Origin of the sequence: Streptomyces sp. NPDC008092 (assembly GCF_042957285.1) — a bacterium.
In the GTDB taxonomy this organism is placed as follows: domain Bacteria; phylum Actinomycetota; class Actinomycetes; order Streptomycetales; family Streptomycetaceae; genus Streptomyces.
Genome location: NZ_JBIBHY010000001.1, coordinates 520,316 through 539,787 on the forward strand (window position 1 = coordinate 520,316; position 19,472 = coordinate 539,787).

The 19,472-nt window shown below is 71.5% G+C and carries 17 protein-coding genes and 1 pseudogene; 9 read left to right on the top strand and 9 right to left on the bottom strand.

The genetic code is table 11. The annotated features are described in order from the left end of the window. Positions 1 to 94: 94 nt before the first annotated feature. The 3 genes from ACFZB3_RS02115 to ACFZB3_RS02125 all read right to left on the bottom strand — a co-directional run bounded on the left by ACFZB3_RS02115 (position 95) and on the right by ACFZB3_RS02125 (position 1,978). Positions 95 to 730, bottom strand: coding sequence for a hypothetical protein (locus ACFZB3_RS02115; protein ID WP_391368223.1), 636 nt, complete (start codon positions 728 to 730; stop codon positions 95 to 97). A 114-nt stretch (positions 731 to 844) separates the two neighbouring features. After that, complete coding sequence (locus ACFZB3_RS02120) at positions 845 to 1,444, bottom strand: histidine phosphatase family protein (RefSeq protein WP_391368226.1); 600 nt, start codon at positions 1,442 to 1,444, stop codon at positions 845 to 847. Between the two features lie 3 nt (positions 1,445 to 1,447). Next, positions 1,448 to 1,978: a hypothetical protein gene (locus ACFZB3_RS02125; protein WP_391368229.1), complete on the bottom strand. Its 531-nt coding sequence runs from the start codon at positions 1,976 to 1,978 to the stop codon at positions 1,448 to 1,450. A 78-nt stretch (positions 1,979 to 2,056) separates the two neighbouring features. Between ACFZB3_RS02125 and ACFZB3_RS02130 the strand changes: the two genes are divergently transcribed. Further along, positions 2,057 to 5,419, top strand: coding sequence for an AAA domain-containing protein (locus ACFZB3_RS02130; RefSeq protein ID WP_391368232.1), 3,363 nt, complete (start codon positions 2,057 to 2,059; stop codon positions 5,417 to 5,419). 35 nt (positions 5,420 to 5,454) lie between these two features. Here ACFZB3_RS02130 and ACFZB3_RS02135 read toward each other — a convergent pair whose 3' ends face one another. Together ACFZB3_RS02135 and ACFZB3_RS02140 are read right to left on the bottom strand one after the other, a co-directional pair. Further along, a complete protein-coding gene (locus ACFZB3_RS02135; protein WP_391368236.1) occupies positions 5,455 to 5,772 on the bottom strand; it encodes a Scr1 family TA system antitoxin-like transcriptional regulator in 318 nt (105 codons plus the stop codon). A 34-nt stretch (positions 5,773 to 5,806) separates the two neighbouring features. Further along, positions 5,807 to 6,268, bottom strand: a complete 462-nt coding sequence (locus tag ACFZB3_RS02140) for a helix-turn-helix domain-containing protein (RefSeq protein ID WP_391368239.1) — start codon at positions 6,266 to 6,268, stop codon at positions 5,807 to 5,809. Between ACFZB3_RS02140 and ACFZB3_RS02145 the strand changes: the two are divergent. From ACFZB3_RS02145 to ACFZB3_RS02165, 5 genes and pseudogenes are all read left to right on the top strand, one after another. Further along, a pseudogene (locus ACFZB3_RS02145) lies at positions 6,236 to 6,662 on the top strand (ATP-binding protein); the annotation flags it as partial. The gene ACFZB3_RS02140 and the pseudogene ACFZB3_RS02145 sit on opposite strands and share 33 nt — an antisense overlap. Positions 6,663 to 6,686: 24 nt before the next feature. Then, positions 6,687 to 7,463 carry a hypothetical protein gene (locus ACFZB3_RS02150; protein ID WP_391369798.1) on the top strand — a complete coding sequence of 259 codons (777 nt, stop codon included), beginning with the start codon at positions 6,687 to 6,689 and terminating at the stop codon, positions 7,461 to 7,463. A 57-nt stretch (positions 7,464 to 7,520) separates the two neighbouring features. Then, positions 7,521 to 8,759: a DUF262 domain-containing protein gene (locus tag ACFZB3_RS02155; protein ID WP_391368242.1), complete on the top strand. Its 1,239-nt coding sequence runs from the start codon at positions 7,521 to 7,523 to the stop codon at positions 8,757 to 8,759. A gap of 19 nt (positions 8,760 to 8,778) precedes the next feature. After that, complete coding sequence (locus tag ACFZB3_RS02160; RefSeq protein WP_391368245.1) at positions 8,779 to 9,915, top strand: DUF3696 domain-containing protein; 1,137 nt, start codon at positions 8,779 to 8,781, stop codon at positions 9,913 to 9,915. 33 nt (positions 9,916 to 9,948) lie between these two features. Continuing rightward, positions 9,949 to 10,881 (top strand): hypothetical protein, encoded by a 933-nt coding sequence (locus ACFZB3_RS02165; RefSeq protein WP_391368248.1) that lies wholly within the window; start codon positions 9,949 to 9,951, stop codon positions 10,879 to 10,881. A gap of 46 nt (positions 10,882 to 10,927) precedes the next feature. Here the strand turns inward: ACFZB3_RS02165 and ACFZB3_RS02170 are convergent, their stop codons facing one another. Next, on the bottom strand, positions 10,928 to 12,136 hold the full coding sequence (locus tag ACFZB3_RS02170; protein ID WP_391368251.1) for an aminotransferase class I/II-fold pyridoxal phosphate-dependent enzyme: 1,209 nt from the start codon (positions 12,134 to 12,136) through the stop codon (positions 10,928 to 10,930). A gap of 81 nt (positions 12,137 to 12,217) precedes the next feature. On the opposite strand from ACFZB3_RS02170, the gene ACFZB3_RS02175 reads away from it, so the two are divergent. Next, the gene (locus ACFZB3_RS02175) at positions 12,218 to 12,844 is read left to right on the top strand and encodes a winged helix-turn-helix transcriptional regulator (protein ID WP_391368254.1); all 627 of its coding nucleotides are present in this window, start codon (positions 12,218 to 12,220) and stop codon (positions 12,842 to 12,844) included. A gap of 316 nt (positions 12,845 to 13,160) precedes the next feature. Here the strand turns inward: ACFZB3_RS02175 and ACFZB3_RS02180 are convergent, their stop codons facing one another. The 3 genes from ACFZB3_RS02180 to ACFZB3_RS02190 all read right to left on the bottom strand — a co-directional run bounded on the left by ACFZB3_RS02180 (position 13,161) and on the right by ACFZB3_RS02190 (position 16,824). After that, on the bottom strand, positions 13,161 to 13,973 hold the full coding sequence (locus tag ACFZB3_RS02180; protein ID WP_391368257.1) for a hypothetical protein: 813 nt from the start codon (positions 13,971 to 13,973) through the stop codon (positions 13,161 to 13,163). After that, entirely contained in the window at positions 13,973 to 15,235 is a 1,263-nt protein-coding gene (locus tag ACFZB3_RS02185) for a VWA domain-containing protein (RefSeq protein WP_391368259.1), read from the bottom strand. Before ACFZB3_RS02185 ends, ACFZB3_RS02180 begins: the two co-directional genes overlap by 1 nt. Before the next feature lie 74 nt (positions 15,236 to 15,309). Next, positions 15,310 to 16,824: an IucA/IucC family protein gene (locus ACFZB3_RS02190; protein WP_391368262.1), complete on the bottom strand. Its 1,515-nt coding sequence runs from the start codon at positions 16,822 to 16,824 to the stop codon at positions 15,310 to 15,312. A gap of 93 nt (positions 16,825 to 16,917) precedes the next feature. On the opposite strand from ACFZB3_RS02190, the gene ACFZB3_RS02195 reads away from it, so the two are divergent. Together ACFZB3_RS02195 and ACFZB3_RS02200 are read left to right on the top strand one after the other, a co-directional pair. Then, the gene (locus tag ACFZB3_RS02195; protein ID WP_391368265.1) at positions 16,918 to 18,429 is read left to right on the top strand and encodes an IucA/IucC family protein; all 1,512 of its coding nucleotides are present in this window, start codon (positions 16,918 to 16,920) and stop codon (positions 18,427 to 18,429) included. Positions 18,430 to 18,547: 118 nt separating this feature from the next. After that, positions 18,548 to 19,453: a HipA family kinase gene (locus tag ACFZB3_RS02200; protein WP_391368268.1), complete on the top strand. Its 906-nt coding sequence runs from the start codon at positions 18,548 to 18,550 to the stop codon at positions 19,451 to 19,453. Positions 19,454 to 19,472: the final 19 nt, after the last annotated feature.

Sequence of the window (19,472 nt, forward strand, 5' to 3'; positions counted from 1 at the left end):
CCCCTTCTCGCGTACGACGTCTCGTGCAGGGCGTCTCGTGCACGGCGTCTCGTGTACGACGCACTGATCCTTTGTCGGCATCCTGGCACGCGCGTCACACCCGGCGTGGCGATGCCAGCAGATAGCGCGTTCTGGTACGCGGCTCCGTGTACTCGCCCGTCTGCCAGCCCGCCCGCTCCAGGGCGGCCGCGCACGCCTGCAAACCCTTGCTCTCCGGCGCGTGGACGGCGACCGCATCCGGCTGCGGGGTGGCCCGCACCCGGTACCCGGGGGTGTCCGGCCCCTCGGGTGGCTGCCCGGCCGCCTCCAGGGCGAGCGCGGCGGCCCGCACCAGATGCGCACGCTCCCAGCCGCACGGCCGGTCGGTGGCGCCGTCGGGGTTGGTCATCCGGCGCAGTTCGAGCAGCCCCTGCCAGGCACTGTGCACCTCACGGGCCCGGGCGGGCCCGGTTTCGGCCGACTCCTCGCCGCCGACCCGCGCGGCGAACCCCCCGGTCGGCTCGGCAGCTGCCGCGGCCACCGGCTCCGTCCGCGCCAGGGGCTCCGGAGCCTCCCGTATCCGATGTCCGGCCGGCGTCAGGAAGTGGTCGTGCGGCGGGCGCGGGTGCCGGAAGGCGAGCCCGCGCCTCACCAGTGCCGTCAGCTGCGCCTCGGTTCCCCGCAGCCGCCCGGTGACCGGGTCGGCGGCGTCGATGACCCGCCGCTGCGCGGCGGTGGGCGGTCGGGTCACGATGCACACCTCCCGGGCGTCGAGCGCGTTACCGTCCCCTGCTCCGGACCCCTTCTCCGGATCCTTCTCCGAAGGCTACGACCGGGGACTGACAACCAGGTCCCGCTGGTCCCGCTACCCGCCCGGCCGGATGTTCCAGCCCGCGATCACCGGTCGCTCGTGCTCCGTACCCAGCCGGCACAGCGTCCCGGTGGCCAGCTGGAACAGGGCCCCGGCGGACGGCGGCAGGCCGAGACGGCGGGCGGTCAGCACGCGCAGGAAGTGCCCGTGGGCGACCAGCAGCACCACCCCCTCGGTGTTGGCGAGGGCCGCCTCCACCTTGGCCAGCATCCGGTCGGCCCGCTCGCCGACCTGCTCCGGGGTCTCCCCGGGATGGTCCGGCGGGCCGGGCGCCACGCCGTCCGTGAACAGGAACCAGCCGGGCCGGGTGCGCTGGATCTCCACGGTGGTGACGCCCTCGTAGCCGCCGTAGTCCCACTCCCGCAGGTCGGCGTCGACCCGGGCGTCGGGCACCCCGATCAGCTCGGCGGTCTCCCGGGCCCGCTGGAGCGGGCTGACGAAGGCGGCACCGATGCGGTGCGAGCGGATCAACGGCACCAGCCGCCGCGCCTCGTCCCTGCCGTGCTCGGTGAGCGGCACGTCCGTCCACCCGGTATGCCGTCCGGACCGCGACCACTCGGTCTCACCGTGCCGGACGAGAAAGACATCAGCCATACGTCAGAGGCTAAGAGCCCAGCGCTCCAGTTCGGCGAAGTCACGCGCCCGCAGACCGTGCCGCGGATCCACCGGAAGGAGCAGTGCGGGCCCGTCGTGGTGCTCGGCGACATGGCGGACGTCGAGTTCGGTGACCATGTCGTCCACCCACACGAACGGCCGCCCGGCCGCCCACGCCACGACGGTCCGGGTCTTCCAGTACAGGCCGTCCGGATCCTTCGCGAACAGCTCCGGCCACTCGATGACGGGCAGCTCGGGCAGCCCGACCACCGGCCCGATCATCTCGTTGGCCTGATGCATCCAGGTGGTGGCCCAGGCCAGCTCGTACGGCAGCGCGAGCAGCCGGGCCCCGTGCCCCGGATGCAGCCGCACCCGCAGCCCCCGGCGCAGCGCGCGGGAACCGGGCCGCTGCCGGGCGGACCAGTTGGCGGGGCGCAGTCTGCGGGTCACATACCCGCGGTGCCGCAGGAACCGGGCCCGGAAGGGGTTCAGGGGGCCGTCGACGTCGAGGAGGAGCAGAGGCCGCTGGGTCATGGGGACGACTTACCCGGGAGAGCGTGAGCAGTGCACCTGGCATGGCGTATTCGGGGCGGTCCCGGCCATGAACGGCCGGTGGCCGTGGTACAGCTATCGGTTCTGCTGCTGTGGCCGGAGGGGGACGGGCGGGGCGTGGGCTGGCGTGAGGAGATCACCACTGCGGTGGAGGCATGGCTCGCTCTGGAAGGGGGAGCGGGCAGGAACGCGTCGTGGACGCGCGTGGGCCGTGCGGTGCGCACAGGCGAGTCGGGTGTGTTCACCGTCGACGTGCGCGGAAACGACACGGCCGCGGACCAGGTCGAGTCGCTTCGGCTTGCGGGACCCGAGGAACCCTCCGGCGACTCGGGTCACGCGGTGCTGGACGCGACGCAGAGCGGTTCGGCCTTGACGGTACGGGTGGCCGAGTTCGCCGAGCCGCCGGACCCGTACCTGTGGATATTCAAACAGCCGCCGACCTTCCTCGTCGAAGCGTTGCGGGACCGGTTCCGAACCCTTCAGGACGCCCCGCTCGCAGCGCTGCTCGCGGAGGGGCGGCCCGGTGGCGCGCCGGCTGCCGTGCCCGCGCCGGCCGGCCTGCTTCCCGCTCAGCAGGAGGTCTACCGGGCCTGTCTGGGCTCTGGAGTGTGGCTGGTGTGGGGACCGCCGGGAACCGGCAAGACCATGGTCCTCACCAAGGCGATCGGCGACCTCATCGCGAGCGGCAGGCATGTGCTGCTCGTCTCGGCCACCAACATCGCGGTTGACAACGCGCTCATGGGCGTGGTGAGGGAACGTCGGCACAGCGCAGGGGACGTGGTCCGGGTGGGGCCGCCTCATCTTCGCGAGGTCGCCGAGAACCCCGAGGTCTCGTTGCCGCTCATCGTGCGCGGTCGGCTGGCCGAAGTCGACGCGGAACTCACGTCGAAGGCAAGGCAGTTGGCGGAGGCCGGAGCCCGGGGCCGACAACTGGAGGCGCTGGAATCGCGGCTCGCGGGATTCGACGCCGCGGCCCATGCACGTGCGCGGGCCACGCTGGAGGGAGCCGGTGGCGGCGTCGCCGCCTTCGAGGCCCGGCTCGACGCGCTGCGGCGGGCGGAGCGTGAGACTGCGGTCACCGTACGACAGGCCGAAGGCGACCGGGAAGCGGCACAGCGGGGCGTTGACGAGAGCGAGCCCGCGGACAGGGTCTGGCAGCGGGTCGACGGTCTGCGTGCGGAGGCCGGTCGGCTGGACTCCGCGGCCACCCGGGCGGAGGCCACGGCCCTGCTCGCCGGGCAGGAGGCGCAGCAGGCCCGAGAAGCACTGGCGGAACTCGAAGCGGGCAACCGCCGAGCCAGATGGCGGTCCAAGAAGCAGATCACCACAGGGCGAACGGATCTGGAGGAGGCCGAGCGTCAGTACGTCGCCGCTGCCACGACCGCACGGGACTCCCGTAGGGTGGCCGATCGCAGGGCGCGCGAACTCCTGGCCGAGGCGGACGGCCTGGAACGCACCGTTCCGTATACGCGAGAACGGATCGAGGAGCGTCGACGGCGCCTCGGTGAGACGACAGCAGCCGTCGGTGCTGCCCGGCGCGCTCTTGAGGACGTCGAGAGCCGGCGGCAACAGGCCGAGGCCACGCGGGAGTCCGTCGAAGCGGCTCAGCAGCTCGTGGACACGGCGGAATCGCACGGTCACGCGAAGCTTGAGGCGCAGGCTCAGCTGCTCCGACCGGCTGCCGCCCGTGACCGGGAGGCCCGACCGGCTCTGGAACAGCGGTACAAGGCCGTCCAGGCCGAGTACGAGCGTCTCGCACGCGACGCTCAGGGCGAGGTCATCGCGGGTGCCCGGCTGGTGGCCACCACGCTGGCGCGCTTCCGCACCAACAAGCATGTCTACGAGAAGCAGTACGACGTCGTGCTGGTGGACGAGGCCGGGGCGGCCACGGCCCCGGAGGTGATCCTCGCGTCGGGCCGCGCCCGGACGGCCGCCGTTCTGCTCGGCGACTTCATGCAGCTCGGAGCCGTGCTCTCGCCCGCCATCGAGGAGAGCGAACGCTCCGACGTGCGGCGATGGCTGCAGCCCGACATTTTCCAGCTTTGCGGCATCGACGACCCGGCCTCCGCTCACGCCCACCCCGGTTGCATCACACTCGTCGAGCAGAACCGCTTCGGGCACTCCGTGATGGATCTCGCCAACTCCATCGCCTACGACGGCACCCTGATCTCCGGGCAGTTGGTGCGCTCGCGCGGCTCGGACGAGGCGGAGATCGTGCTGGTCGACACCGACGGCATCGGTGAGATCGGGGTGCCCCAGCGGATGAGCGCCGCGAGCGGCTGGTGGCCGGCCGGCGCTCTGCTGGCCAGGGCCCTGGTGGAGCTGCACCGTGACGACGGGGAGGCGGCGGGCGTCGTGACGCCGTACCGCTACCAGGAGGCGGCGACCCTGGAGGCGCTGCGCGACGTGGAGGGCGTCGGGGGCCGCAGCGGTGTGCCGCTGGCGGAGGTCGGAACGGCCCACCGCTTTCAGGGACGGGAGTTCCCCGTGGTCGTCTTCGACACGGTCGAGTCGCAGGCCGGCCGCGCGATGTGGATGGCGCAAGCCTCGCGCGCCGAAGACGCCGGACGCTGGCGGCGCAACGGCGTACGGCTGTTCAACGTGGCGATTACCCGGGTACAGCACCGTCTCTACATCGTCGGCAGCCGCGAACGCATCCTCGCCTGCGGGCGCCGCCCCGAGCTGGCCCTCGGCGCGGTCGGGAGGATGCTGGACGAGAAGCGTCTTCGCACGGTCCGGGCCACCGCGCTCGTCGCACCGCAGTCGGCTCCGGAAGCCGCCGAACTGCTCGGACCCTTCGGCTCTCGCCTCGCCGACGTGCTCTCCCGGCATGTCGAGATCACCGACGTGGACGACGAAGCGGAGTTCTACGACACCTTCGTACGCGTTCTCGGCGCGGCCCGGTCGTCGATCTGGCTGTGGGCCCCGTGGGTGAAGAAACGCGTCCGCTCCCTGCTGCCCGTCCTGTACGCAGCACGGCAACGCGGTGTCCACGTCACCGTCTTCGTACGGGACCCGTTCGACGACCTTCAGCGCAAGAGCCCCGAACTGGTCGACGAACTCAAGGAGGTCGCCGACACCGTGGTCCGTATGAACGTCATGCACCAGAAGATCGTGGTGGTGGACGACAGCACAGTGATGATCGGCAGCCTCAACGCGCTGTCCCAGAGTTGGACCCGGGAAATCATGATCACGATGAACGGGGGCCACTTCGCGCGCAAGATCCTGGAACAGCAGCACGCCGCCGAGTTCTCCCGACCTCCCACCTGCCCGTCGTGCCGGCACGATGACATCGAGATCCGCCGCGGCCAGCGCGGCAACTGGTACTGGCGCTGCTACAACCGGGACTGCCCGCACGGCACGGGAAACCGTGCGTGGAAACGGGACATCGTGGTGGGGCGGCGCGGCGCGAAACGCCGGTGAGACGGAACCGGACGCGGCCGTCAGCATGTCGTCCGTCAGTGGGCGGCGGCGTACGAGAGGAAGACGGCCCACTGCTGAGGACCGAAGTCGAGCCGGGGCCCTGCCGGTGCTTTGCGTCGCGTATGTGGACAGTGCCCGGGCCGGACGCGATCTCGACGCGAGCAGCTCCGTCGGGCGTGCTGTGGCTGCTGCATGTCGACGTGTCCCAAATGGGTGCCGTCCCCCAGCCGTAGCAGATGGAAATGGCCATCGAGACCGGTGTTGTCCGTGCAGTCCATAGGCAGCACCTGGATTTCCACGTTCCGCAACTGCCCAAACTGCAACAGTCGTTCGAACTGTCGGCGCAGAACCATTGCGCCTCCGATCGGCCGACGGAGAGCAGCCTCATCATGCACGAAGCTGAAGGCCCACGTCCCTCTTCAGGGCGACGGGCAGCCCACCCGCCTCCAGTAGCCGATCCACAGCCTCCAGGAACGTCCCGCTCGGCGCCCGCCGCCCCCGCTCCACCGAGGACACCGGCTTCTCGCTGTACCCGATGATCGTGCCCAACTCGGCCTGGGTCAGCCCCTTCCCCTCGCGGCACGCGTCTTGACCACCCGTCCGACGGTCCGTAGTGCCGCAGATTCCTCGTCGTCGCCGCCCTGCAGTCCCTGCCCCGTCACGCCGTTCATGCTCGGACACCTCCACCTGCTGCCGTTGCGCGTACCCAACCCGCCGACGACGCACCGCGTAACGTCGCACCGCCCGGACAGAGCCGGACGGCGACCGGACAGTGACTCCACGTACCGTCGTCGTCGCTGGTCGGCGTAGGGTGACGTGAACGCCGACATTGCCCTTTCCGTCGCCCACCTATTCACCCTCCGTCTCTCGGCCAATGCCGGAGGAGTCCGTCTCGCCCGTCGTCGCGCGTCCGAGCGACTCGACAGCTGGGGTTGGCCGTACGACAGCGAGGCCAACCGAACGGTGACGCTTCTCGTGGCGGAACTCGCCACGAACGCGATGCTGCACCGCCGGGTGCGAGGCCGTGACTTCCGGCTGTGTCTCACGCTCTCCACCACGTCGACGCCACCCTCCGTATCGAGGTCACGAACCCCCGCCCCGACCGGCGGCCACCCACCCCCGGCACCCTTGTCCCACCGTCTACCGCCCTGGAGCGCGGCAGGGGCCTCCTCCTTGTGGAGGCCCTGTCCACCCACTGGGGCACCACGTGCGGAGACCCCTACACCAAACCGTCTGGTGCGAACGGCGGGGCGCGGGTGACAGGCGCGTGGCGGCCTTGCTTGCGCAGCTGGCGGCGCAGGGCGTACCGGCGGAAGGGCGGCCGGACCAGGACGAACTCGTCGACCGGTGGCACCGTATCGTCGCCGGCCGGTGTGTCGCCGTTCTGTTCCAGGCGGTGCCTGTCCTGGCCGTCCTCCTCCCCTTCTGGTGGGCGACGTCGTTGTCCCGGTCCGGTGACACGCCGTTGTGGATGTTCGGCGCCGTCGCCGGGTTCGGTGCCACGTCCATCGCGCTCATGGTCGCCGACGAACGCGCCACGGCGGTGTCCGACGGAGCCGGTGTCGTCAGGGTGGAGGCGATCCGCTTCCTGAAGATGCTGCTCATGCAGGACGGCCGCCGCAGCCAGGACTCGGCACTCGACGTCCACGGCCGGGCCTTCGCGCGCCTCTGCCGAGCGCTGCGTGTCCAGGCACGGCATACGACCCGCAGGATGCCGACCGCAGCCCGCGAGCGGGTCCGGGAGACCGCGGAGCGGCTGATCGCGACGCTCGCGGACGGCAACCAGCGCTATCTCTTCGGCGAGGGCGCCGACCGCGACGCGGCAGTACGCGACCTGTCCCGCCTGGTCGCCGGAGCCCTGCGCCACAGCTGTCGTCCGCGCGCCCGGGGCGACAGCCTGGGGGTCGTCGATGCAGCACTCCTCACGGACGCGCCCGAGCCGGACGCAGCGGACCCGGAGCCAGGTCCCGGAGCAACGGCCACCCCGTGTGTCCGCTGCGCCGACCGCTCCGCCGTCACCGCGGGATCACGGCCGGTAGGGTGAGCGGCGAGGACCCAGGCAGGGTCGGGCGCGACACGAGGGCGAGGGCGACGACACACAATGGCCGGGCTGGAGGACAGCAGCCAGGGGCGTACGCGGGACCGGCGGTCGGTGTACGAGCGGTACCGGGGGACCGGAGACCAGAGCGTCATCGAGTACGACCTTTTCTCCCTGGAAACCGCCTCCGACGGTCAGCCGACCGACGTCGAACGCGAGGACACCGACGAAGGCGCCGATCAGATCACCTCGCCCTTCGACCCCGAGCACATCGACATCGAGACCCGTACGACCACGATCGACCTGCTGCTGTCCCGGCTCCGCAACGAGATGATCGACCTCGCCCCCGACTTCCAGCGCCGGGCCGGCATCTGGACGGACGAGAAACAGAGCCGCCTGATCGAGTCGCTGCTCCTGCGCATCCCCATCCCGTCGTTCTACGCAGCCGAGCAGAAGGACGGCAGCTGGGCCATCGTGGACGGTATCCAGCGCCTGACCTCGATCGCCCGCTTCTTCGACGCCGGGATGGTCCATGCCCGCCCGTTGAGCCTGACGGGCCTGGAGTACCTGCGGAACTTCACCGGAGCAAGACTTCAGGACCTCTCCGGCAAGCTTCAGATCCGGCTGCGCGAGACCGAGGTCGTCGTCCACGTCATCCGGCGCGGCACTCCTGAACCGGTCATGTTCAACATCTTCGCCCGCATCAACACCGGCGGCGAACCCCTCACCCGGCAGGAGATCCGGCATGCCCTGATCCCGGGCCGTGCCAGGACCTTCCTCGCCGAACTCGCCGAGTCCGAAGCGTTCCGCAACGCCACCGGCCGCAGCGTGGTCGGTGACCGGATGGCCGACCGCGAGATGGCGCTGCGCTTCCTGGCCTTCCGGATGACCTCGCCGAACGACTACCGGATCGGTGACTTCGACGGTTTCTTGGCGGATGCCATGCACCACATCAACCGTCTGTCCACCATGTACGAGGAGGATCTGCGGGAACAGTTCCTCGTGGCCATGCAGGCGGCCGAGAGCATCTTCGGACCGCATGCCTTCCGCAAGTACCGTGCGGGTCAGCAGCGCAAGTCGCCCATCAACAAGGCCCTGTTCGAGACCGTTGCGGTGAACCTGGCCTGGCTCGGCGACGATGACCACAGCAGGCTGCGTGAGCTGGACGTGCTGGAGGCGTTCGCCGGCCTCATGGAGGACCCGGACTTCGAGCGTTCCATCTCCGTGGCCACCGGCGACCCCAAAAAGGTACGGAAGCGTTTCGACGCCGTACAGGAACTCTTCGAAGACCTCCTCTCCTGAGCCCCGGAGACTGCCGACAGTGATCACCCGACTCACCCTGGTCAACTTCAAGGCGTTCCGCCGCCTCGAACTCACCCTGGGACCGTTGACCCTCCTCACCGGCCTGAACTCGTCCGGCAAGAGCAGTGTGCTCCAGTCTCTCGGTCTGCTGCGGCAGTCCTTCGAGGACACCGAGCTCCCCCGAGCCGACCAAGGGTTGCTGCTCAACGGCGAGTTGGTGGAGCTCGGCAGTGCACGAGACGTCCTGCACGACGACTTCGGCCCCGCGGACGAGCTGGAGGACCTGGGCGTCACCGACACGCCTGCGGTCGCTGTCGTGGTCGAGGCCGACGGCGAACCGTTCAGTTTCGTGGGCCGCTACGATGCGGAGCAGCCCGACGAGGACGTGATGGAAACCCTGGTGTATCCGACGTTGCCCCTCTTTGTCAGGGAGCCGTTCCAGTACCTCCACGCCGACCGCATCACGCCTGCCGTCACCTATCCGCGGTCCCGGCGGATCGCCATCGACCGCGGCTTCCTGGGCGTCCGAGGCGAACATACCGTCAACTACCTCCGGCACTTCGGCGAACGGGAGATCCCCGATGGTCCGTTGCGTCACGCCAGGGCTTCCTCGCCCCAGCTCCGTGACCAGACCGTCGCCTGGATGCAGGAACTCTGCCCCGGTGTGAACCTCCAGGCCGACCCCATCGAGGGCACCGACTCTGTCCGTCTCTCCTACGGCTTCGGCGGCACCGCTGGCATCAACGCCACGCGTCGGCGCCGTCCCACCAACGTCGGCTTCGGGCTCACGTACGCCCTCCCGATCGTGGTCGCCTGCCTGACCGCGACCCCCGAGAGCCTGATCCTGCTGGAGAACCCCGAAGCCCATCTGCATCCCAAGGGGCAGAGCAGGATGGCGGCCCTGATCTCGGCGGCCGCCGCCACCGGAGCCCAGCTGGTGGTGGAGACCCACAGCGACCACGTCCTCAACGGTGTGCGGATCGCCGTCAAACGGGGGAACCTGCAGGCGGACGACGCCCTCGTTCACTTCTTCCGCGGCAACGGATCGGGCGCCGAGGTCATCAGCCCGCGCATGGACAAGGACGGCATGCTCGCCCAGTGGCCAGAGGGGTTCTTCGACGAGTGGGAAAACTCGCTCGACCAACTGCTGGACTGACGACGGGCCGAAGCACCATCGAGGGGGAAACGCGTGCCTTTGCTGTTCCTGAACGAGAAGTCCTGGGCGACCACCTGCGAACCGGCCCGTGCGGACCGGGCCATGACCGACTTCGTCGACGCGGTCCGCGCCCTCGCCGGCGTCGACACGGGCGGGACCGCGTTGATCAGCGAAGTCCCGCTCAAGTCGCTGGAAATCGCCGAGGGCTACCCGATCGGCAAGTGGATCGGAGCCGGCCCGAAGAACCACGCCCGCTGGCAGCGCCTGCTGTCCCTCCAGAACAGGTCGCCGGTCCGCAGCGTCTACCCGGCGCCGGACGCCGACGGTCATCTGGAATACCGTCACGAGGGCGAGAAGGTCCTGGGGCTGGGGGCCGCGCACTTCATGGACGGCATCGCTGTCAGCCTTCCGGTGGCGCCTGAGTGGCGGACGTTCACGGTCCGTCTCGAACGCAGCGAACTCGTCGAACTCGACGACGGCTCCCTGGAGGTCGAGCACGAGACGGTCGATGTCCGGCACGTCTCCGCCCCGTCGCACGTCGACGAACACCGAGCATGGATCCGGGAGTCGGGCCTGGCCAGGGCCGCCACGGGGCGCCAGATCTGGGAGCGCCGGGCTGCTCTGTACCCGCATCTGCAGTTCCTGCCCCGCACCGAAGCCCAGCTCAGCGATCTGGACCCCCGTTGGGTGGTGCCCGTACGGCGCTGCCTGGAGCGGCTGGACGCCTCGGCGGCCGACCGGGATCCGGCCACGGCGGCCGAGCCGGAATGGCAGAGCAAGGTGACGCCCGAGGGCGAAACCCGCAAGCGGGTGTGCCGGTTCGAGGACCTGGACGGTGAGCCGGCGACCTTCCATCTCCACGCCCGTTTCACCCCGGGAGCGGGCCGCATCCACTTCCGCCTGATCGGGGAGGAAGGGAAGATCCGCATCGCACATGTTGGCGGCAAGATCCGCCCGGACCTCTGACTTCTCCCGCGACAGCAACCGAGCCCGTTGCCGCGGGAGTGGGTGGTTACTGCCGATAGCCGCTCAGGAACCGCCCGATCCGGCCGATCGCCGTCTCCAGGGTCTCCGCGTGCGGGAGGGTGAGGATGCGGAAGTGGTCGGTGGTGGGCCAGTTGAAGCCGGTGCCCTGGACGACCTGGATCTTCTCCTGGAGGAGGAGGTCCAGGACGAACCGCTCGTCGTCGTGGATCGGGTGCACCTTGGGGTCGATGCGGGCGAAGGCGTAGAGGGCGCCCTTCGGTTTGACGCACGAGACGCCGGGGATCTCGTTGAGCTTCTCCCAGGCCGTGTTGCGCTGCTCGTACAGCCTGCCGCCGGGGGTGGTGAGCTCGCGGATGGACTGGCGGCCGCCGAGCGCCGCCTGGATGGCGTACTGGGCGGGGGCGTTGGCGCACAGCCGCATGGAGGCCAGCATGGTGAGGCCCTCCAGGTAGTCCTTGGCGTGCTGCCTGGGGCCGGTGACGACCAGCCAGCCCGAGCGGAAGCCGGCCACCCGGTACGTCTTGGAGAGGCCGCAGAAGGTGAGGACGACCAGGTCGGGGGCGAGCGCCGCGGTGGAGTGGTGGACGGCGTCGTCGTACAGGATCTGGTCGTAGATCTCGTCCGCGAAGACCATCAGGCCGTGCCGGCGGGCCAGGTCGAGGATGCCCTCCAGGATCTCCCGCGGGTACACCGCGCCCGTCGGGTTGTTGGGGTTGATGATGACCACGGCCTTGGTGCGGTCCGTGATCTTCGACTCCATGTCGGCCAGGTCCGGGTACCAGTCGGCCTGTTCGTCGCAGAGGTAGTGCACCGCCTTGCCGCCGGCGAGGGTCGTCACGGCGGTCCAGAGGGGGAAGTCCGGGGCCGGGATGAGGATCTCGTCGCCGTCCTCCACCAGCGCCTGGACGGCCATCGACACCAGCTCGGAGACGCCGTTGCCGAGGAAGACGTCGTCGACGCCCACCTCCAGACCGAGCGTCTGGTAGCGCTGGGCGACGGCCCGGCGGGCGGAGAGGATGCCGCGCGAGTCGGTGTAGCCGTGTGCCTGCGGGAGCATCCGGATCATGTCCTGGAGGATCTCCTCCGGCGCCTCGAAGCCGAACAGCGCGGGGTTGCCGGTGTTCAGGCGCAGCACGCTGTGGCCCGCCTCCTCCAGCGCGTTGGCGTGCTCGATCACCGGTCCGCGGATCTCGTAACAGACCTCGCTGAGCTTGTTGGACTGCCGGAACTCCATGCGCCCCTCCGGAAACTCGTGTTGCTTGGTTTTACCAAGTGAGAGCTTGGAAAGTCCAACATCTTGTCTAGACTGCGTCGCATGTCACCTCGCCGAAGCTACGACCAGTACTGTTCCGCGGCCCGCGCCCTCGACGTGGTCGGCGACCGCTGGACCCTGCTGATCGTCCGGGAGCTGCTCGGCGGTCCGCGGCGCTACACGGACCTGCACGCGGATCTGCCGGGGGTCAGCACGGACGTCCTCGCCTCCCGGCTGAAGGACATGGAGCGGGACGGGGTCACCACCCGGCGGCGGCTGCCCCCGCCGGGTGCCGCGTACGTCTACGAACTCACCGAGCGCGGCAGGGAACTGCTCCCGGTGCTCCAGGCCCTGGGCAGGTGGGGCGAGCCCGAACTGGGCGAGCGCCGGCCCACCGACGCGGTACGCGCCCACTGGTTCGCGCTGCCGCTGCTGCGGAGCCTGGAGGGCGAGGGGCTCGTCGAAGTCCGGCTGGGGGAGGGGCACTTCCACCTCCACGTGGGCGCCGAGAACGGCCCGGTGTACGGCGACGGCCCCGCCCCGGCGGAGCCCGACGCACGACTCGTACTGGACACGGGAACGGGCGCGGCCCTGGCCCGGGGCGAGTTGACGCTGCCGCAGGCGATACGGGACGGGCGGGTCACGGTGACCGGAGACGGGGCCTTGGCCAAGGAACTGCGGGAGACCTGACAAGGAGCCGTCCCGCCGGACTCCGACCCCCGAGCCGATCGAGTGGGCGGAGCCGGTCGAGCGGACCGAGCCGGTCGAGTCGGCTGAGTGGCCGGGGCCGGGGTGTGGCAGTGGGCCGTCACCCCGGACGTGGGCTCTTCAGGTGGCCGAGTCGGGTGGGTGGGCGGGCGGAGCGGTGGCCGACGTCTCGCGGTCATGCCGACCGAGCCGGTCGAGTCGGCTGAGTGGCCGGGGCCGGGGTGTGGCAGTGGGCCGTCACCCCGGACCTGGGCTCTTCAGGTGAGCGAGTCGGGTGGGTGGGTGGGCAAGGTGGTCGTCAGACGCCCCGCGGCCGCCCCGACCCCCGCGTCAGCGCGTACCCGCCGATCCCCGCCAGCGCGGCCAGCACCCCGCCGATCCCGGTCCACACCCAGCGGTCGCTCCACCAGCCGGAGGACCAGCCGCCGTCGGGCTCGATGCTGGACAGCACCGCCGACTTCGTGGACGAGGAGCTGTCGGACGAGGAACTGCTGTCGTCCGACTCGGACTTGACCGCGATCCCCGGCACCAGCGGTTCGGCCAGCGAACCGTCCACCGCCGCCGAGCCGCCGATGTCCTTGGAGTCCACCCGCACCTCGGCGCTCACCGGCTGGCCGAGGTCGGCCGAGGTCAGGTCCACCACCGTCAGCCGGATGTAGTACGTGCCGGGCAGCGGGTCGTCGGCCCACGGCTCCGACCAGGCCCGCACGGTACGCATCACGCACGCCAGCTCCACCGACGCGGCGCCCTGCGCGGCCGTGCGGGTCTGCGCGCCGTACTGGCAGGCCTGGCGGCGCCGCAGACCGTCGTACACGTCGAGCTGCCAGGTCTGCCCCGCGTGCGAGTCGGGCAGCTTCACCGTCGCCTTGACGTCGGGCCGCTGGCCGGCGTCGGCCGGGAAGGACCAGTACAGGTAGTCGCCGCTGGAACCGCTGGCCGTCGCCTGCTGGCCCTGGTCGATCTCGGTCGCCGTACGGAAGGACGTGCCCGCCTGGGTGGGCGCGTCGCTGTCCGAAGAGGCGCTCGGCGAGGGCGAGGAGTCGGCGACCGCCGGACCCGCCGCAAGGCCCACCGCCAGCAGGGCGGCGCTCAGCACTCGTGTGATTCCCATCAGTTGGTCCTCCAGACCGCGACCCGCCAGCGCGACACCCAGCCCCACACCAGACCCGCGAGGAAGCCGGTCAGCACCAGGGCGCCGAGCAGCCACCAGCCGCGGCCGAGACCGAAGGAGGCGACGTCGCTCGCCTTCGACGGCCCGTCCACCACGTCGACCGTCAGCTCGACCGGCAGACCGGGACTGGTCTTCACCCCGGACGCGGCCGAGAAGGAGTTGGTCACCTGGAGGCAGACGGTCTCCGGCGTGGTGTCGTCGTCGTCGCTCTCGGCCTTCGGGTACCGCAGCCCGGTCGAGATGACGTCCGTACGGCCCAGCCCCGACGCCTCGCCGCGCACGATCTCCCGCCCGTGCACGGTCACCGCGCGCAGCAGCACCCCGTAGTCGGCGTTGACGGCCCGGTCGGCCGCGACGCTCACCGAAGCCCGCAGCTCCTGGCCGGGCTTGACGTCCACCTTGTACCAGCGCTGCTGCCCGAACTCCTCGCGGTCGGTGTACAGCCCCGACTTCAGCGCGGGCGCGGACGAGCACTGGTCCGTCCCCTCGGTCGCCACCGGCGTGACCACGGGGTCCGCCGCCCGGTCGACCAACTGGCCGACCCGGTCGGTCAGTTCCTCCTTGTGCTGGACGGAGGTGTACGTGCCGCCGGTCGCGTCCGCGATGCAGCTGAGCTGGTCGCGGGTCTTGGCGTCCGGCACCAGGCCGAGGGTGTCGATGGTCAGCCCGACGCCCTTGGCGGCGATCTCGCGGGCCACCTCGCACGGGTCCAGCGGCTGGCAGGTGTCCTCGCCGTCGCTGATCAGGACGATCCGGCGGGTCCCGTCACCGCCCTGGAGGTCGTCGGCCGCCTTGAGCAGCGCGGGGCCGATCGGGGTCCAGCCGGTCGGCGAGAGCGTGGCGACGGCGGTCTTCGCCTCGGTGCGGTCCAGCGTGCCCACCGGGTAGAGCTGCGCGGTGTCCTTGCAGCCCTCCTTGCGGTCGTTGCCGCGGTAGTTGGCGCCCAGCGTGCGGATGCCGAGCTGGACCCCCTCGGGCGTCGCGTCCAGCACCTCGTTGAACGCCTGCTTGGCCGCGGCCATGCGCGTCCCGCCGTCTATGTCCGCCGTCCGCATGGAACCGCTGACGTCCAGCACGAGCTCCACCTTGGGAGCGGCCTGTTCGGTCTCGTCGGCGACCGCATGGCCGGGGAACGCGATCCCGGCCGCCAGGGCGGCGAGCAGAGCACAGACTCCTGCCGCCGGCCGATGTGTTCTGATCATCGGCGGATCCTATTGATCAAAGGTGCCGGGCTCCAAAACGGGGTCCGGAGCCCGAAACCGGAGTGACCGCCACGTCAACGCAGAGCGGCGAGTGGGTTCGGCAGCGCCGTCCACTGGTCCCCGGGCACCTCGGGGGACAGCCGCATCAGCGTCAACGCCTTGACCGGCAGCGGGCCTTCGCGGAGAGCCGCCAGGTCGGGGGTGGCCCGCAGGTGCGGTACGGCCGACTCCAGGGCCGCCGCCAGGGCCGGTCCCGAACCCGCGGTGCCCGCGAGGGCGCCCCCGACCAGGGAGCCGAACAGCTTGCGGCGCAGGACCGCCTCGTCGTCCGTCACCAGGCGGCCCGTCAGGCCGGGCGGGGTGATGCCGTGCCGGGTGAGGCGGACGGGGCTGAGGCGGATGTCCGCCAGGTCGCGGTAGACCAGGCGCAGCGGGGCGCCGGCCCCGGAGAGCACGACCAGGAGGTTCTGGCCGTGTGCCTCCAGGGCCACGCCCAGGTCCAGCAGCTGCAGCCCCACCGTCAGTGCGAGCCGGGTGAACTCCGCCAGCCAGGAAGGTGATTCGGGAAGCCTGGTGGTGGCCAGCGCGGCCACCGGCAGGACGTGTTCGCCGGGCCCCGCGTAGACCTCCGGCGACTCGCGCAGGAGCGCCGCCAGATCGGGGGAGTCGGCGGTCACCGCGCCCAGCGTGCGGGTGATGTGCAGGAGTCCGCCGGTACGGGACGCCAGGTCGGTGGCGAACGCCGACAACGTCATCGCCGCGCCGACCGAGTACACCGAGATGTCCCGCACGGACGAGGTCAGCCGGGCGGTGAGAGCCGTCTTCACGTGCGGTCCGCCGGGGAGCGCGAGCGTGCGCAGGGACATCAGCGGGTGCGCGTCCCGCCAGGGTCCGGCGGAGCCGCCCTTGAGGACGTGGTCGCGCTGCCAGGGGTGCACGGGGACGAGCAGCCGCTGCCCGTCCCGGAGTCCGTCCGGCCAGTCGCCGGTCAGCAGGCAGTCCGCGGCCGCGACCGGGACCGTCTCCAGCCGTACGACCGGCCGGTGCTCGGGCCCGTACGCGAGCTGCTCCGCCACCGAGAAACCGGGCCGGGAACGGCAGTTGGGGTGGAAGGGATGCCCGTCGACGATCCGCTGCTCCCACTCCCAGTCGTGCGCCGGCCACTGTGCCGCGTCCTCGGCGGAGAACGCCTGATTCGCGCGTGAGAGCGCCAACGACGCCACACTGTGCCCGAGTTCGGCGGCGAACCCGGCCGAGTGCGGCCACCCCAGGTCCGTCGTCAGCTGCGCCGGATCGTCGTACGCCTCCCCGTCCAGACGTACGGCCGTCACATACGCGTCCGTGGCGTACGGATCCGCCCGCGGCCCGTGCAGCGCCCGCCCGTCGGCCAGCCACAGGGCGAGGCTGTGCGCGCCGCGCACCCGGCGCGCCACCCACGGCAGCGGCTCGTGCGCCAGCGCCCGCCACAGCCGGGTCAGCACCGCCGCCCGCGCGCCGGGCAGCTCGGCCTGGTACCGGTCGACGAGGTCCGGCCGCGTCTCGGCCAGCTCCGCGGCGAGCCGGGTCTCGATGGGGGAGGGACGGTGCACGGGAGGGCTCCTCGGGGACGGGTACGACGGTCACGACGACCGGTGACGAGCGACATACTGATCAGGAACGGACTGTGTGGACGTAGCGAACGAATGGAACGCGTGGATCTCATGCTCCCCAGCGATGCGGTCGGCGAACGCGCCGACGCGTACGCTGCCGCGCCCCTGCTCAACTGCCTGCTGCGGGAGGTGGCCGAGCCGCTCCCGGACGCCGGGGAAGGGCCGTGCCGGGTCTACCGGCTCCCCGGCGGCGGCCGGCTGCTGCGGGTGCGCGGCGAACGCCGGCCGACCGCGCCCGAGGTGTACGCGGACGGCGCCTGGCACCGGATCGGCCACCCCGAACTGGTGAAACTCGTCGCCGAGGAACTGCGCAGACACACCGGGCTGTCCAACGGCGACCTGCCGGCCGAGATGATCGACAGCCGGGACGCGGTCGCCGCGCTGCTCACGGCACGCGCCCGGGCGACGGCGCCCGACGACCCGTATCTGCGCTCGGAGCAGTCCCTCATCACCGGCCATCCCTACCACCCCGCCCCCAAGGCGCGCGGCGGCGGCCCGGTCACCGCCTGGCTGCCGTACGCCCCCGAGGCGCACGCCCGGTTCCCGCTGGTGCTGCTCGCGGTCCGCGAGGACGAGGTGGTGGAGGAGGGCGACACGGCCGCGCTGGACGCACTGGCCGCGCCGGCCGCCGTACCGGACGGCTACCGGCTGCTGCCCGCCCACCCCTGGCAGCTCGACCTGGTCGCCCGCGACCTCGCCCCCGCCTTCGCGGACGGACGGCTGCTGCGCCTCGCCGAGAGCGGCTTCACGACCTGGCCGACCGCCGCGATCCGCACGGTGTACGAGCCGGACCGCGACCTCTTCCTGAAGTTCAGCCTGGACGTCCGGATCACCAACGACATCCGCCGCCTGTGGGCCCACGACCTGCGCAGACTGCGCCGGACGGACGCGGCCGCGACCGCCGCGTTCACGGCGATGGGCGGGCCCGCCGACTGGCTCGGCGACCGCGGCTACCGCACCGCCCGCTTCGCCTTCGAGGAGCTGGCCGTACTGGTCCGGGACGGGCTGCGCGGGCCGCTGCTGCCGGGCGCCACCCCGCTGCTCGCCGCCGGCCTGGTGGAGGGCTTCGACGGCGACCCGCTGGCCGCGGCGGCGGACCCGGGTGCCTGGTGGGAGGCGTATCTGCGGGCCGTCGTACCCCCGGCCCTGACCGCCTTCGCCGAGCACGGCGTCGTCATCGAGGCGCATCTGCAGAACACCCTGGTCGCCGTCGACGCCGACGGCATGCCGGTGCAGGCCCTGTACCGGGACGCCGAAGGGGTCAAGCTGCTGGCCGACGTGGACCGCGCCGCCGGATGGGAGCGCCTGGTGTACTGCCTGGTCGTCAACCACCTGACCGAGGTCGCCGCCGCGCTCGCCGAACGCCACCCCGGGTTCGACCCGTGGCCGGCCGCACGCAGGGAGCTGGCCCGCCACCCGCTCCCGGAGGTGGCCGACCTGCTGGCCTCCCCGACCCTGCCCGGCAAGACCAACCTCCTGCTGCGCTGGACCGGCGCGGACGGGGCCGACGCACGCTATCTGCCGTTGCCGAATCCGCTGGCCTGAAACCGGCGGGGGTCCGGATTCCGCGTCGAGAGCCGCGAGGGCGGTCGCTGAGCCGCAGCCCGGCACGCCCGGTTAGGCTGGTCACTTCAGGTCCGAGGCCGGAGAACGAGGGGCGAGCATGCTGAGGGAGGTCACCGCCACCCGCTACGTCGCGCCCCTCCACTCCGGCGGCTCCGTGCCCGGCATCGTCGAGGCCGACGACCTCGGCACCTACGTCGTCAAGTTCACCGGGTCCGCGCAGGGACACAAGGCGCTGGTCGCCGAGGTGATCGTGGGGGAGCTGGCGCGGGCGCTCGGGCTGCGGTTCCCCGAGCTGGTCCTGGTGCACTTCGACCCGGCCATCGCCGGGCACGAACCGCACCAGGAGGTGCGCGACCTGCACGCGGCCAGCGGCGGAGTCAACCTCGGGATGGACTTCCTGCCCGGTGCGGAGGACTTCACCCCCGAGATCGCCGAGGTCTTCCCGGTGCACCCGCTGGAGGCGGGCCGGATCGTCTGGCTGGACGCGCTCACCGTCAACGTCGACCGTACGGTGCACAGTTCCAACCTCATGGTCTGGCCGACCCTCGGCATCGCACCCCCGCGCCTGTGGCTCATCGACCACGGCGCCGCCCTCGTCTTCCACCACCGCTGGGACACCTCGGCCCCCGGGAAGGCGTACGACTTCCGGCATCACGCCCTCGGCCGGTACGGCCCCGACACCCGGGCCGCCGACGCCGAACTCGCGCCCAGGGTGACCGAGAAGCTGCTCCGTGACGTCCTCGCCGAGGTCCCGGACGCCTGGCTCACCGACTTCGGCACGCCCGACGAGATGCGCGAGGCCTACGTCGGCTACCTGCTGGCCCGGGTGCGGGCCTCCGCCGAGTGGCTCCCCACCGACTTCCCGGGCCGCGACCAGCTCGCGGCCGAGGAGGCCGCCCGCGCGGCCAGGACCCGGCGGGGACGCCCGGCCTGGCTGCAGCAGGTCCCCGACCTGCACGGCAAGCCCGCGGCGCGACAGGACTGGTCGGTGCACCTCGGGTGACCGGCGGGCGGCGCGCCGG

Bases quoted from the DNA above. Each gene is read 5' to 3' on its own strand.
- ACFZB3_RS02120 (WP_391368226.1), bottom strand. From the start codon at position 1,444: ATGGCTGATGTCTTTCTCGTCCGGCACGGTGAGACCGAGTGGTCGCGG.
- ACFZB3_RS02125 (WP_391368229.1), bottom strand. From the start codon at position 1,978: ATGACCCAGCGGCCTCTGCTCCTCCTCGACGTCGACGGCCCCCTGAAC.
- ACFZB3_RS02135 (WP_391368236.1), bottom strand. From the start codon at position 5,772: ATGGTTCTGCGCCGACAGTTCGAACGACTGTTGCAGTTTGGGCAGTTG.
- ACFZB3_RS02155 (WP_391368242.1), top strand. From the start codon at position 7,521: ATGGCCGGGCTGGAGGACAGCAGCCAGGGGCGTACGCGGGACCGGCGG.
- ACFZB3_RS02170 (WP_391368251.1), bottom strand. From the start codon at position 12,136: ATGGAGTTCCGGCAGTCCAACAAGCTCAGCGAGGTCTGTTACGAGATC.
- ACFZB3_RS02175 (WP_391368254.1), top strand. From the start codon at position 12,218: ATGTCACCTCGCCGAAGCTACGACCAGTACTGTTCCGCGGCCCGCGCC.
- ACFZB3_RS02180 (WP_391368257.1), bottom strand. From the start codon at position 13,973: ATGGGAATCACACGAGTGCTGAGCGCCGCCCTGCTGGCGGTGGGCCTT.
- ACFZB3_RS02185 (WP_391368259.1), bottom strand. From the start codon at position 15,235: ATGATCAGAACACATCGGCCGGCGGCAGGAGTCTGTGCTCTGCTCGCC.
- ACFZB3_RS02195 (WP_391368265.1), top strand. From the start codon at position 16,918: ATGGAACGCGTGGATCTCATGCTCCCCAGCGATGCGGTCGGCGAACGC.
- ACFZB3_RS02200 (WP_391368268.1), top strand. From the start codon at position 18,548: ATGCTGAGGGAGGTCACCGCCACCCGCTACGTCGCGCCCCTCCACTCC.